Source organism: Mesorhizobium sp. CNPSo 4688 (assembly GCF_057784295.1).
The window spans coordinates 307,474-319,897 of the sequence record NZ_JBWLUY010000010.1; the positions used below are offsets into that span (position 1 = coordinate 307,474).

Genomic DNA, 12,424 nt, shown 5'->3' on the forward strand with positions numbered 1-12,424 from the left:
CCCAACTCGCACCTGGCCCAATCGCGGAAATGAGCAACCGGATGGTCATTGTGAGGAGACTGTTTATAACGGTCGGCGAGATCACGATGACCAAGGGGAGACGATGCGTTACATACGTCCGCTTTCAATCGAAGATGCCGTTGGCCTGCTGGCCGGCGCTTCCGGCACATCAGCCATTCTTGCCGGAGGCAGCGACCTCCTGGTGAGGATGAAGGGCGGCTTCGTCGAGCCCGACCTGATCGTCGACATCAAGGCAATCGAAGGCTTGAGCGAGATCAGGGAAACCGCCGACGGCTTCAGCATCGGCGCCACCGTCCCCTGCGCCGTCCTTGGCGAGAGTTCGGTTTTGAAGAACGCATGGCCCGGCGTCGTCGAAGCGGCGAAGCTGATCGGCTCGAAGCAGGTGCAAGGCCGCTGCACCATAACGGGCAATCTCTGCAACGCGTCGCCGGCCGCCGACAGCGTGCCGGCTTTGGTGGCCGCCGGCGCCAGGGCAGTGATTGTTGGTCCCTCGGGCAAGCGCACTATTGCCGTGGAGGCCGTGCCGATCGGGCCGGGCAAGACCTCGCTCGCCAAGGGCGAGATCATCGAGGCGATCCTGCTCGACAAACGCGCGCCACGTTCGGGCGATGCCTATCTCCGCTTCATTCCGCGCACCGAGATGGACATCGCCGTGGTCAGCGCCGGCGTGAACCTGATGCTCGACGCGCATGGCGTCATCACGGCCGCCCGCGTGGCGCTGGGCGCCGCGGCCCCGACCGTGCTTCTGGTCGAAGAGGCCGCCGAGGCTCTCATCGGCAGGAAGCTCGACGAAGCAGCGCTCGAGCGGCTCGCCAAGGTCTGCGCTGGGGCCTGCCGGCCCATCGACGACAAGCGCGGCACAATCGAGTTCAGACGGAAAGTTGCGGGCGTGCTGGCTACGAGAGCCGCGACGACCGCCTATGCACGTGCAGGAGGCAAATGATGGCCGGTGTAGCAGTTTCAACGACAATCAACGGCGATCACGTCGAGTACCTTTGCCAACCCGACGAGACATTGCTCGACGTCCTGCGCGACCGGCTCGGGCTGACCGGCGCCAAGGAAGGCTGCGGCACCGGCGACTGCGGCGCCTGCAGCATCATCCTCGACAACCGGCTGGTCTGCTCGTGCCTGGTGCTTGGCGCGGAAGCAGAGGGCCGACAGGTCGAGACTGTCGAGGGCATGGCGCATGGCGAGAAGCTGCACACACTGCAGCAGAAATTCCTCGAACATGCCGCCCTGCAATGCGGCATCTGCACGCCGGGTTTTTTGATCGCGGCGAAGGACCTGCTGGCGAAAAACCCAGATCCGACCGAAGAGGAAATCCGCTTCGGCCTGGCCGGCAATCTCTGCCGCTGCACCGGCTACGACAAGATCGTGCGCGCCGTCCAGGACGCGGCCATCGTGATGAAGGGAGCCTAAGCCATGAATTTCGATCCGCGCTTTTCGGGCCGCAAATTTGCATCCGTCGGCACCCGCCCCATCCGCCCTGACGGCGTCGACAAGGTGACGGGCCGCGCCCGCTACGGCGCCGACTTCAACATGGCGGGACAGCTGGTCGGGCTTGTTCTGCGCAGCCCGCATGCCCACGCAAAGATCCTGAAGATCGACACTTCGAAGGCGGAAAAGCTGGCCGGCGTGAAAGCGGTGATCACCGCCGCCGACCTGCCGGATCTCACCGATGGCGATGCCGCCATGTACGACGTCCTCGACAATTGCATGGCGCGCAGCAAGGCGCTCTATGACGGCCATGCCGTGGCCGCGGTTGCCGCCGTCGATGCCCGCACGGCCAGACAGGCGCTGAAGCTCATCCAGGTCGACTATGAGCTGTTGCCGCATGTCACCGATGTCGATGAGGCGATGAAGCACACAGCCCCCTTGATCAACGACACGATCTTCACCGAAGGCCTCGAGGAAAAGCCGAAAAAACCGTCCAATGTCACCAAGCGCAGCCAGTTCGGCCATGGCGATGTCCATCAGGGTTTCGGCCATGCCGATTTCATCGTCGAGCGCTCGTTCAAGACCGAGCAGACGCATCAGGGCTATATCGAGCCGCATGCCTGCGTGGCGAGCGTCAGCTCCGACGGCACCGCGGACCTGTGGGTCTGCACGCAAGGCCATTTCGTCTACCGCCAGCACTGCGCACAACTGCTCGGGCTGGAAGCCTCGAAGCTGCGCGTCACCTCGTCGGAGATCGGCGGCGGCTTTGGCGGCAAGACCCATGTCTGGGCAGAACCGGTGGCGCTCGCGCTGTCGCGCAAGGCCGGCCGGCCGGTAAAACTCGTCATGACGCGCGACGAGGTGTTCCGGGCCTCGGGCCCGACCAGTGCCACCTCGATCGACGTCAAGATCGGCGCCCGCAAGGACGGCACCATCACCGCCGCAGAGGCGACGCTGCGCTATTCCAGCGGCCCCTATGCCGGCACCTGGGCCGAGATCGGCGCCATGACGGCGTTCGCTTGCTACAAGCTCGATAACGTCAAGACCGTCGGCTTCGAAGTGCTGGTCAACCGGCCGAAGACCGCGGCCTACCGCGCGCCCTCCGCACCCATGGCGGCGTTCGCGGTGGAAAGCGCGGTCGACGAACTCGCCAAGGAGCTCGGCATGGATCCGGTCGAGTTCCGCATCAAGAACGCCGCGCAGGAAGGCACAAGGTCATCTTACGGCCCGGTCTACGGCCCGATCGGCATCGGCCCGACGCTGGAGGCGGCGAAGACCCATCCGCACATGAAGGCGCCGCTCAAGCAAAACCAGGGCCGCGGCATGGCCTGCGGCTTCTGGTTCAACTTCGGCGGCCAGACCTGCGTGGACTTGAACATCGGCATGGATGGCTCGGTGTCGCTCGCCGTCGGCACGGTGGACGTCGGCGGTTCGCGCGCCTCGCTGTCGCTGGTGGCGGCGGAGGAGCTCGGCATAGACTATGCCCAGCTCAAAGCTGTGGTCGCCGACACGTCCTCGCTCGGCTACAACGACATGACCGACGGCAGCCGCGGAACCTTCTCGTCCTCGATGGCGACCATCTCGGCCGCCCGCAACGCGATCAAGATCCTGCGCGACCGCGCCGCCCAGATGTGGGACATCCCGGTCGATGACGTGATCTGGGAAAACGGCCACGCCATCGCCAGGGGCGAGAAGTACGGCAACCTTGCAGCACTCTCGCTGAAGGAGATCGCCGCCGCGTCCGGCAAGACCGGCGGACCGATCGCCGGCCACAGCGAGCTCGTCGCCGACGGCGCCGGCGTCTCCTTCGCCACCCATATCTGTGACATCGAGGTCGATCCCGAGACGGGTGCCGCGCGCGTGATCCGCTACACGGTGATCCAGGATGCCGGCAAGGCGGTGCACCCGACCTATGTCGAGGGCCAGTACCAGGGCGGTGCGGCACAAGGCATCGGCTGGGCGCTCAACGAGGAGTATATCTACGGCAAGGACGGGCGTCTCCAGAACGCCGGCTTCCTCGACTACCGCATCCCGGTCTGCTCGGACCTGCCGATGATCGACACGCAGATCCTCGAGATACCCAACCCCAACCACCCCTATGGCGTGCGCGGCGTCGGCGAAACCTCGATCGTGCCGCCGCTGGCGGCGATCGCCAATGCGATGTCAAATGCCGCCGGCGTGCGCATGACCCACATCCCGATGTCGCCGCCCCGCGTCCTCGCCGCGATCGAGGCGGAACGCGAAGGCAGGGCATGATGCCGAAAAGTGCGCAGCGGTTTTCGGATAACATCATGCTCGGTCAAGAATAGCGAGGTCTGGCAATGGTCGAAGTCACCCTCTGGGGCGCCCTCGGCCAGCTCGCCGGCGGCCAGAGCAAGGTCGAGGTCGAGGCCAAGGACATCAGGGAGCTGTTCAGGAAACTGGCTGAACAGTATCCCGGCATCGAGCCCTGGATCGAGAAGGGCATCGCGGTGGCCATCGACGGCACGATCTATCGCGATACCTGGTCGAAGGAATTGCCGCAGGGCGCGGAGATTTTTCTGCTGCCGCGGTTGGCTGGGGGGTGACGGGACCGCCCCGCCATCGGCTGGCATCAAGGCCTCGAACGTCGTGGTTGGGCCGGAAGTTGACAGTCCGCTTTCGGACGGGTTTGTCAGAAGGCAACCGTTCCGTTTACGATCCGATTTTGTCAATCGAGCCGCCGGTGACGTTGTGGTCTCGCCGGCCAGAGCCGACTCAGCGCCTACTTTTCAGAACGAGAGCGCCAGCCGGCGCGGACAAGCAAGGCTATGCCAGCCTCGAGGACGGCGTCGACTTACACTGGGGCGAATTCTTCAAGGCAGCGGTTGAAGCGATGCTCAAGGGGACAGCTCCGCCTGAGGCTGTCCTAGTGACTTACCCTAAGCGGAGCACCAGTTCCGGCAACAAGCTGGCTGGCAAGATCATCGATCAATTCTGGCTGTGCGCGGAATGTCCGGTTTGCGCGGGATGATCGCCGTCGACCCACTGGACGATCATCCGGAACTGCACTTTCGCTTCCGAATACGTGCGATAGAAGTCGAGAAGTTCTCTCGTGGGTTCAGACAAGCGTTGGAAGCCCGAAATGAAGGCGACGACCGTGCCGATCGTCGTCTGCCCGCGGATCACAAGATAGCCGCCGACGATCAGGACCATCAGGGATCCCACCGCGTTGGCTATATTCAGCAACGTTTTCAGCCCGAATTTTAACAAATAGAATTCAATGCGATTGCTGAAGATCCTGCGTATGGTGCGAAAGGCTGCTCGGCGCTTCGGCGAGTGGCTGGCGAAGGAATTGACTGCTTGATTGCCAAGCTTTCGGACCAGCGCGACCTGCCGTTCCACGAGTGTGTTCAGGTCCTTCTGCATGTAAAGCGCAAGTAGGATCTGCGGCAGGAGTGACACGCCGCTGACCAGAGCGATCACCGGCTGCATGTAGATCATGTATGACGGAGATCATCATCGTGACGTTGACTACGCATTCAGAGATGCTGGTGCCGACAAATCCGCCAACATAGTCGATCTCGTTGCCAATGATGCTGGCGGTCTGACCACTCCTTGCGTGCTCGCGCGCGGACCTTTGCGTGGCGACGAGAGCGAGTTGGTCGCGGGCCGTCTTCACCACGCTCTCTCCGACCCAGCCCTGATAGACGATCAGTGCGTATTTCAGCCCCGCATGCAGGAGTATAGCCGGAAGATACAGGCCGCCGAGCATCAGGAGCGCCCGTACGTTCTTGTCGGCAATCGCCACATCGACGACCCGTCTCTGCAGGTCGATGGGGACAAAGTTGGCCAAGGCAACCGAAATTGCGATCACGCTGATATAGACCTGATGCGTGCCGCTGGCGCGCCGGACAAAACTGGGAAACTTCTCGCCAGGGCGCATCGCGTCGGCCATCGGCTCAAACGGGGTGAAGCGCCCTGCAATTGTTGCGAAAATTCCGCTCACCTTCGGTGCGCCTCCGTCGCCTCCAATTGCGGTCCACCCGATAAGGGCAACGCACCCTGTCGGTGACCGGCTGAACAGGCATCCTCAATCAGGCCCCGGACTGTCGGTCGGCCATGCCTTGCGCGCAGGCGTGGTCCCGGGTTGTGCCGGTCGTGCTCGAAGAGGAGCCTCGTCGACCATTCCGAGACCAGGGCACAGGCGATCGTGATGCGCTGCTTCAAAGCGTCGACCGCGCGAGACGCGCTGTATTCCTGGCTGAAGCCGAGACCGCAACTCGCTGGGATGATTGCTCCGATGATGACGGCCTCGCGGCCTTCACCGACAACACAGGAAACGATCGCCGCGACGATCCGGATCAGAACCAGCGGATTGCAAAGCTGCCGCAACAGGACCGGCAGCGCTTGTTCTCGCCGATGATCGGCGAACGTGTTTGGCCCGTGGCGCGATAGCCCGTTGCGCGCCTCGGTCGAAGTCAGCCCGGTGGGCCGAGAGCGGCATTCCTGCGGCACCTCGATATCCGGTCGCGGCCAGTAGGGCTCGCCCACGCCGTGCCACGTTGGGGAGGCTGAGTTCTCAATCATCATGGCTTGATAGCGAAGAGGGCCGCGAGCCCCCTTGATCGACATCAAGGCTGGGAGAATTTACGATCCGAGCTGAAGCCGGCTGCGCGATAGATGCGCTGTGGAGCTCAGAGCGTTGCGTGGCTTCGAGGCTCGGAAGGCCAGAAGCGGACCTTTAAGCGCCGTGCGTATATCGACGTGACCTGACCAGTTGCTGACCTGGTTATGGTTCGCTGCCATACGCTCCGATGACGATTAGGCCCTGCAAGGGTTCTCAATAACCCTCGGGCGGTCAATACGTGGCGTCCCACGGGGGCTCTTTCGCCAAGTTGTACGTCACGTGCGCACTTCACAAGCCACCTCGGCCATAGCGCCAATGCCAAGCATGCACTAACATTCCAATTCGACCCCGTTGGGGCTGGCCAGTGATCTGTTCAAAGGGAAGTACCCATGACCAATCATTGCTGTGGACCGGGCTATGCTTCTCCAGCCGAGGCGATGACGGCACCTCGCGAAAAGCTGCTCTATACGATTGCCATCTACACCGGCACGGGCATTCAGAAGCCGGACTATCTGTGCACTATCGATGTCGACCCGGAGAGTTCGACCTACAGCCAGGTGATTTCGCGTTTGCAAATGCCGGGCATTGGCGATGAGCTTCATCACTCGGGCTGGAATGCCTGTTCGTCGTGCCATGGCGATGCGAGCATGGAGCGAAAATATCTGATCGTGCCAGGTGTGCGCTCGTCAAATCTGCATATTGTCGATTGCGGTACCGATCCGCGCAGCCCGACACTGTTCAAGGTGATAGACGGCGCTGAAATCAAAGCTAGGACCAACCTGTCGGCGCCACACACGGTGCATTGCCTCGGCTCAGACATCATCGTTTCCATGCTTGGTGACGCCCAGGGCAATGCCCCCGGCGGCTATTTGCAACTCAGCAAGGAGTTCGAGGTTGTCGGCCGCTGGGAAAATTCCATGGGCAGTATCAAGTTTGGTTATGATTTCTGGTACCAGCCGCGACACAACGTAATGGTCAGCTCGGAATGGGCCGCGCCCAATACCTTCATGCCTGGCTTTGACCTGGAAGAGGTTGGTCATCTGAAATATGGCCGAGAGATCCATTTCTGGGATTTTGAAAAGAAGGAGCCAAAGCAAACATTCTATCTCGGTGAAGATGGCTTAATCCCACTGGAAGTGCGATTCCATCATAACCCCGACAGCAGTCACGGCTTTGTTGGCGCGGCCCTTTCTGCAAATATCATCCATTGGTGGAAGGACGCGGCGGGTGACTGGCAATGGGAAAAAATTGTCGATGTCGGCAATGAGCCGCATCCCGAATGGCCGATACCAGTACCGGGCGTGATCTCGGTCATTCTGCTCAGCATGGACGATAAATACCTCTATCTGTGCAACTGGTTGCATGGCGACATTCGTCAATACGACATTTCGGACCCTCACAACGCCAAGCTTACCGGACAAGTGTGGATGGGCGGACTTCTCGGCCGTGCGCCTGAGGTCAATGGCGTGAAAGTGACTGGTGGGCCTCAGATGATACAGCTCAGCCTCGACGGCAAGCGCCTCTATGTGACGACCTCACTCTTCTCAACCTGGGATAATCAGTTCTATCCGGAAATCCGCACCAATGGCGGATGCATGCTAATGGTCAATTGCGATACGGAAAACGGCGGCATGGAAATCGATCCGTTATTCGTTGTTGATTTTGGTAAGGAACCAAATGGACCAAGCCGCTGCCACGAAACTCGTTATCCCGGCGGTGATTGCACGAGTGACATCTGGGTATGACCAGCTTCACCATCACTCTCGTCAATCAAGGCGGTGCGGCCTTTGAGGTCGATCACCGCAAGCCCCTCTTGCAAAGCTTGCGCGAGCATGGTGTGGACCTGCCCTACGGGTGCAAGTATGGCGGCTGTATCACCTGTGCGGCCAAGATAATCAGCGGCAAAGTCGATCAAAAGGCGCAGCGGGCGCTGAACAACCGCCAGATCAACAATGGCTATATAATCCTCTGCGTCGCCCGCCCGATGAGCGACTGCACGCTGGAGGTCGGCGTTGAGAGCCACGACAAGCTCTATCGCAACCCCTTCCTTGACCCGCTGGCCGCTCATGAATTGAAAGCCGATATTGCGACCCCGCTGGACGACAAGAAATGACCCATATGAATCATGATGAGCCCTATTCGGAGGCTTATCTGCAAGACATTCTGAAATCGGTCAAAACCATCGCGATGGTTGGGGCCAGCCCCGACAAGACCAAGTTTTCCTATGGTGTTCTCAGGGTGCTGCACGAAACCGGCTATGACATGATCCCAGTCAACCCTAGTCCCGGTCTGGATGAAATTCGAGGGCTTAAGGTGTACGCGTCACTAGCGGCCATCGACCGGCCTGTGGATATGGTTGAGGTTTTTCGCCGCTCCGAAGATCTGCTGGAAGTTGCACAGGAGGCTATCGCCATCAATGCCAAGGTTCTGTGGGGTCAGATTGGGGTGCGCGATGACGCCGCCGCCCGGTTGGCGGAGGAAGCGGGCCTGAAAGTGGTGATGAACCGCTGTCCCAAGATCGAGTTGTTCCGTCCCTTCTGGAAGCCGAAGTTGCACTTGGGAATATGATTGCAGGGGGCAGAATTCGGGGTTGTCACGGCAACCAACCTGTCCCCTCTGAGGTCTCAGACGTTGATTCTGCTAGCAGACTGAATTTTGCCCGAGGTACGATGCCAGATGATCGCTGAGATCACGCGCGTCGTCGCCAGCGCCGTCGATCAGAGCAGACTTGCGGCGGCGCAGAAATTGCGTCCCCATCAGGTACAGGCCCGGATGTTCCACTACACCGCCGTCGTGACGGACGTGGCCCTTGCGGTCGAGGACCGGCAGCTCCAGCCAGGAGTAGTCCGGCCGGTAGCCGGTGGCCCAGATGATCGTCCTGATCGCGCCTCCGGCGAGGTCGAGGCCGAGCGGCGGGCTGTCCTCGACACGGGTCGGCGGCAGGCGATCCGGCGGCCCGACCGTCGCGTCTAGGCCGTTGGCGCGCGCCCATTCGTCGATAAGGTCGAGCAGCCGCGCCATCTTGAGATCGGAAAGCGCGCACATGTTGCGCAACGACCCCGCAAACTGGGCCTTGCCTTCTTCGGTGACGCCGGCGAGGCGGCCGACGAGCCGGACGCCGATGTCGACCAGCGCATTGAGGTCGAGGGTGGTGCGGTCGGGCGTGCCGGCAAGCTGGAGCGAAGGAACCCGTCGCGCCCGCCTGATGTCGTCGACCTCGTCGTAGCGCTCGTCGAGCACGCCGGCGGCGTCCATCCACCATTCCAGGTCCTTGCCGCGATAGACGCGGGGCGCCCGGATGTGCTCGCCCACCGACAGGGTCACTTGACGCCCCGAGCGCTGCAGCTCCAGTGCGATCTGGGTGCCGCTGGCCGACGCGCCCACCACCATCACGCCGCCGTCGGCGACCTGACCCGGATTGCGGTAGGACTGCGCCGTCAGCATGGCGACCGACGGCGGCACGCGGACGGCGAAATCGGGCAGGCGCGCGACGTTGCACGCGCCCGACGCCAGCACCACGGTCCGGCACCGCCACTCGCCGCGGTCGGTGCGGACGAGATATCCCGCCCCGTCGCTGCGAACCGAGGTAACGGTCGTGTGGGTTCTGACCGGAGCCGAGATCGCCTTGGCATAGTTCCCGAGGAAGTCGATCACTTCAGGCATCGTCCGGTAGCCGTCGGGGTCGTCGCCGTGATAGCGGAAGCCCGGCAGCCGACTCTGCCAGTTCGGGGTGAGCAGCCGCAGCGAATCCCATCGCTCGGTGCGCCAGGTGTGGGCAATCTCGCCACGCTCCAGCAGCACATGGTCGATAGAGCGCCCCGCGAGGCAGCGGCTCATCGCGAGCCCCGCGTGCCCTGCGCCAACGATCACGGTGGTGACGGAACTAATCGCGCCCTCACATCAGGAAAGTCTACGGCTCGAAGCGCCTTTCAATTCACCACGACCGTGACGTTCGTCGGATTGGTGACAATGTCATAGACCGCCGATCGCTTCTGCGACTGAGCGACGAGAGCCTCGATGTCCTCTTGCTTGGCGTCGGCGTCGATGTTGTACTTCACCGTGATGCCGCTGAAGCCGTTGCGGACGTCGCTGTCGATACCAAGTATCCCCGCGATATCCATGTCGCCTTCGATGGTCGCCTTCACCGACTTCAACTGGATGTTCCGGTTCTGGGCAACCGCAGCGATGCCGGCGGTCAGGCAACTCGCCAGCCCGACCAGCACGTATTCGACAGGCGTGGCGCCCTGATCCAGGGAAGCGAAGACCTCCGGATGATCGGCGTCGAATGCAAAGGTGGTCTTGCGATGCTGGTCCTGGCCGAGACCGTAGAAGCTCTCGACCGTCGAGTGGCTATGGGTACCATCCTTCCATTCGCAGGCCGCGCGCCACTTGAACTGCGCTGCCTCCGGGGCGTTGGTAAGCGCTTCTTTTGCGGCGAGCAGCGCCGCTACGTTAACGCCATTGTTTGCCTGTACTTCGGAAGCCATAATTACTATCCTCCCTACCTTGCACTGGCTCAAAAACCCGACCGATTTCGCTGACCTCCCGATCAGATTTCACCATGGCGCGGCATGCTATGGGTCGCGAAGCGTTTCTTCAAGTTGTTTCCGCCGCGGAATGTTCGCCCTCGTGTACCGAGTTGCGCCTTTGCAGGCTCTGGCACGACCACGACCTTCAGCGTGGTCAATTGCAGTGTCTGCTTCCGGGCGCGGCGAGATTTGCCTCTATGGCCGACATGCGGCGCAAAGCTGACAGGCCCTCTAGTACCGTTTGCTGCCATTCGCGATGCGAACAATGAGGTCATCGTTGTCGTCGAACTTTGCCTTTCGGAGCGATTTGGGTTTTGCGGCGAGAGCGGCCGTGAGAATGGATATCGGCCGGGTGCGCACTTGAAATGAGTTGTGGAGTGACGAGGCCCACCAGTTAGCTGTGGGATCGTCTGCCCGAGAAGGTGCAGCGTTCGTGGGGCGCCATCTAGTGTAAAAGCGGTGCCCTCCGTGCTATAAATGGATTGTCGACGCCGTCCTAGGCCGACCGCCATTTCAGCATGCCCAAGGACGTATGTGCCGCAACATGGGCTCAAGCCACCCGCCCGCACATCTGTTGTCGATTGGCCCGCGAGGAGGGATCAGCATGTCAGAACGTCTCGACATAGGCCCGCTGCAACTTGGCGATACGGCGCCCAATTTCGTGCTCGACGCGATTACTCGCGAGGGCAAGATAGCTATCGACGATTTCCGCGGCGAGAAGCCAGTGCTGGTCGGATTGTATCGAGGTCTCCATTGTCCTTTTTGCAGGCGTCATATCGCGACGGTTTCGCTGCTCACACCAGCCCTTAACGCGAAGGGCATCGAAACCCTGACGGTGGTGAACACGCCCATCGAACGGGCACGCCTTTATCTCCGTTATCATCCGATGCCGGCTCTGCTCGCGGCGTCTGATCCTGAGCGGGCTTCTCACCGCGCTTTTGGGCTCCCCAATATGCAGATCACCGAGGGCGAGAGCGCATGGCCGCACAAGGTCTCAATGAGCGATGTGAAGGCGATGCGGCTCAACGTGCCGGGCGAAATGCCTGAGCCGATGGATCCGTTTGCCACGCTCGAATATCTGAACAAAAAAGACGGCTACGAAATCACTGAAGCGGACCAGCGAGTCATCGCGACCGGCGTGGGCCAGCTGGTCGGCCAATTCCTGCTCGACCGCAACGGCGTCGTTCGCTGGACGTTCTCCGAGGTTTTCGATGGCGGCTTGGGCGCCCACCCGAACTCGGAGGCGATGATGTCGGTCGCGTCGCAAATCGGAAGGTAAGGAGCAGCGCACTGCGACGTCCAGCGTGGTTGCCGCTAGTGACTGTTTTCAGGCGGCAGAGTTCGCTTCGATGGCCGATATGAAGCGCAAAGCGGCCGGCCGTACCTGCCTGACCTGAATAGCAGGCGAATGCTACTATGAGGCCGAACGGCGCACTTTGCGGAGGCCTCTACACCCCCAAGCGTCGGCTCCGTATCCACTTCCAGCGCCTCTTCCGCCTCATCCTGCCGGAGCCCCCGCCGCCCATCGCCAGACCCTCCAGATACCACCTTGGTCGAGGTCAGTCCGCGACTTCTGCTTCCAGCAAGCCCCCTTGCCTTCGGCTACTGTCAGACCGGCGAGCTGCTCGATAGCGGCCGGGCGACAGGCCGTGATGTCGATGGATCAGCTTCGAAAACGCGGCCGCGGTCTCGTAGCCGATACGGGTCGCAATCCGCGCAATCCCCTCGTCGCTTGTTTCGAGCAGAAACGCGGCCTCCGACATCCGCCGTGCGATCAGATAGCGGTACATGGACAGGCCGACGAGCTTGGTGAAGCGAGCTGAAAACGCCGAGCGGCCGAGCCCCACGC

At 61.7% G+C, this 12,424-nt stretch carries 14 protein-coding genes; 8 read left to right on the top strand and 6 right to left on the bottom strand.

Going from position 1 to position 12,424, the window contains the following annotated elements; genetic code table 11:
* The first annotated feature begins 103 nt into the window (after nt 1-103).
* From AC04SH_RS21325 to AC04SH_RS21340, 4 genes are all read left to right on the top strand, one after another.
* A complete protein-coding gene (locus AC04SH_RS21325) occupies nt 104-964 on the top strand; it encodes an FAD binding domain-containing protein (RefSeq protein WP_488576517.1) in 861 nt (286 codons plus the stop codon).
* Nucleotides 964-1,440 (top strand): (2Fe-2S)-binding protein, encoded by a 477-nt coding sequence (locus tag AC04SH_RS21330; protein ID WP_477235659.1) that lies wholly within the window; start codon nt 964-966, stop codon nt 1,438-1,440. Before AC04SH_RS21325 ends, AC04SH_RS21330 begins: the two co-directional genes overlap by 1 nt.
* Nucleotides 1,441-1,443: 3 nt before the next feature.
* Nucleotides 1,444-3,714 (top strand): xanthine dehydrogenase family protein molybdopterin-binding subunit, encoded by a 2,271-nt coding sequence (locus AC04SH_RS21335; protein WP_488576518.1) that lies wholly within the window; start codon nt 1,444-1,446, stop codon nt 3,712-3,714.
* Nucleotides 3,715-3,779: 65 nt separating this feature from the next.
* Nucleotides 3,780-4,025, top strand: a complete 246-nt coding sequence (locus AC04SH_RS21340) for a MoaD/ThiS family protein (protein ID WP_023712829.1) — start codon at nt 3,780-3,782, stop codon at nt 4,023-4,025.
* 382 nt (nt 4,026-4,407) lie between these two features.
* Here AC04SH_RS21340 and AC04SH_RS21345 read toward each other — a convergent pair whose 3' ends face one another.
* The 3 genes from AC04SH_RS21345 to AC04SH_RS21355 form a co-directional block, all read right to left on the bottom strand.
* Nucleotides 4,408-4,632: a hypothetical protein gene (locus tag AC04SH_RS21345; protein WP_488576519.1), complete on the bottom strand. Its 225-nt coding sequence runs from the start codon at nt 4,630-4,632 to the stop codon at nt 4,408-4,410.
* 64 nt (nt 4,633-4,696) lie between these two features.
* Complete coding sequence (locus AC04SH_RS21350) at nt 4,697-5,425, bottom strand: hypothetical protein (protein ID WP_488576520.1); 729 nt, start codon at nt 5,423-5,425, stop codon at nt 4,697-4,699.
* Entirely contained in the window at nt 5,422-5,970 is a 549-nt protein-coding gene (locus AC04SH_RS21355) for a cation-transporting P-type ATPase (protein ID WP_488576521.1), read from the bottom strand. The genes AC04SH_RS21350 and AC04SH_RS21355 overlap by 4 nt, the downstream gene beginning before the upstream one ends.
* Nucleotides 5,971-6,435: 465 nt before the next feature.
* On the opposite strand from AC04SH_RS21355, the gene AC04SH_RS21360 reads away from it, so the two are divergent.
* Genes AC04SH_RS21360 through AC04SH_RS21370 form a run of 3 tightly spaced genes read left to right on the top strand, consistent with a single transcriptional unit; the run spans nt 6,436 to nt 8,614 of the window.
* The gene (locus AC04SH_RS21360; protein ID WP_488576522.1) at nt 6,436-7,791 is read left to right on the top strand and encodes a selenium-binding family protein; all 1,356 of its coding nucleotides are present in this window, start codon (nt 6,436-6,438) and stop codon (nt 7,789-7,791) included.
* Nucleotides 7,788-8,159 carry a 2Fe-2S iron-sulfur cluster-binding protein gene (locus tag AC04SH_RS21365; protein WP_488576523.1) on the top strand — a complete coding sequence of 124 codons (372 nt, stop codon included), beginning with the start codon at nt 7,788-7,790 and terminating at the stop codon, nt 8,157-8,159. Before AC04SH_RS21360 ends, AC04SH_RS21365 begins: the two co-directional genes overlap by 4 nt.
* Nucleotides 8,160-8,164: 5 nt before the next feature.
* Nucleotides 8,165-8,614, top strand: a complete 450-nt coding sequence (locus AC04SH_RS21370; protein ID WP_185970445.1) for a CoA-binding protein — start codon at nt 8,165-8,167, stop codon at nt 8,612-8,614.
* Between the two features lie 72 nt (nt 8,615-8,686).
* Here AC04SH_RS21370 and AC04SH_RS21375 read toward each other — a convergent pair whose 3' ends face one another.
* Together AC04SH_RS21375 and AC04SH_RS21380 are read right to left on the bottom strand one after the other, a co-directional pair.
* Nucleotides 8,687-9,916, bottom strand: a complete 1,230-nt coding sequence (locus tag AC04SH_RS21375; RefSeq protein ID WP_488576524.1) for an NAD(P)-binding domain-containing protein — start codon at nt 9,914-9,916, stop codon at nt 8,687-8,689.
* A 59-nt stretch (nt 9,917-9,975) separates the two neighbouring features.
* Nucleotides 9,976-10,533, bottom strand: coding sequence for an OsmC family protein (locus AC04SH_RS21380; protein WP_488576525.1), 558 nt, complete (start codon nt 10,531-10,533; stop codon nt 9,976-9,978).
* 646 nt (nt 10,534-11,179) lie between these two features.
* Here AC04SH_RS21380 and AC04SH_RS21385 point away from each other — a divergent pair.
* Nucleotides 11,180-11,854, top strand: coding sequence for a peroxiredoxin-like family protein (locus AC04SH_RS21385; RefSeq protein WP_488576526.1), 675 nt, complete (start codon nt 11,180-11,182; stop codon nt 11,852-11,854).
* Between the two features lie 280 nt (nt 11,855-12,134).
* Here the strand turns inward: AC04SH_RS21385 and AC04SH_RS21390 are convergent.
* The coding region (locus AC04SH_RS21390; protein WP_488576527.1) for a helix-turn-helix transcriptional regulator at nt 12,135-12,424 on the bottom strand (290 nt) is incomplete at its 5' end.

Coding starts and splice junctions, on each gene's coding strand:
- AC04SH_RS21370 (WP_185970445.1), top strand. CDS start 8,165: ATGAATCATGATGAGCCCTATTCGGAGGCTTATCTGCAAGACATTCTG.
- AC04SH_RS21335 (WP_488576518.1), top strand. CDS start 1,444: ATGAATTTCGATCCGCGCTTTTCGGGCCGCAAATTTGCATCCGTCGGC.
- AC04SH_RS21345 (WP_488576519.1), bottom strand. CDS start 4,632: ATGGTCCTGATCGTCGGCGGCTATCTTGTGATCCGCGGGCAGACGACG.
- AC04SH_RS21380 (WP_488576525.1), bottom strand. CDS start 10,533: ATGGCTTCCGAAGTACAGGCAAACAATGGCGTTAACGTAGCGGCGCTG.
- AC04SH_RS21325 (WP_488576517.1), top strand. CDS start 104: ATGCGTTACATACGTCCGCTTTCAATCGAAGATGCCGTTGGCCTGCTG.
- AC04SH_RS21385 (WP_488576526.1), top strand. CDS start 11,180: ATGTCAGAACGTCTCGACATAGGCCCGCTGCAACTTGGCGATACGGCG.
- AC04SH_RS21340 (WP_023712829.1), top strand. CDS start 3,780: ATGGTCGAAGTCACCCTCTGGGGCGCCCTCGGCCAGCTCGCCGGCGGC.
- AC04SH_RS21365 (WP_488576523.1), top strand. CDS start 7,788: ATGACCAGCTTCACCATCACTCTCGTCAATCAAGGCGGTGCGGCCTTT.
- AC04SH_RS21360 (WP_488576522.1), top strand. CDS start 6,436: ATGACCAATCATTGCTGTGGACCGGGCTATGCTTCTCCAGCCGAGGCG.
- AC04SH_RS21330 (WP_477235659.1), top strand. CDS start 964: ATGGCCGGTGTAGCAGTTTCAACGACAATCAACGGCGATCACGTCGAG.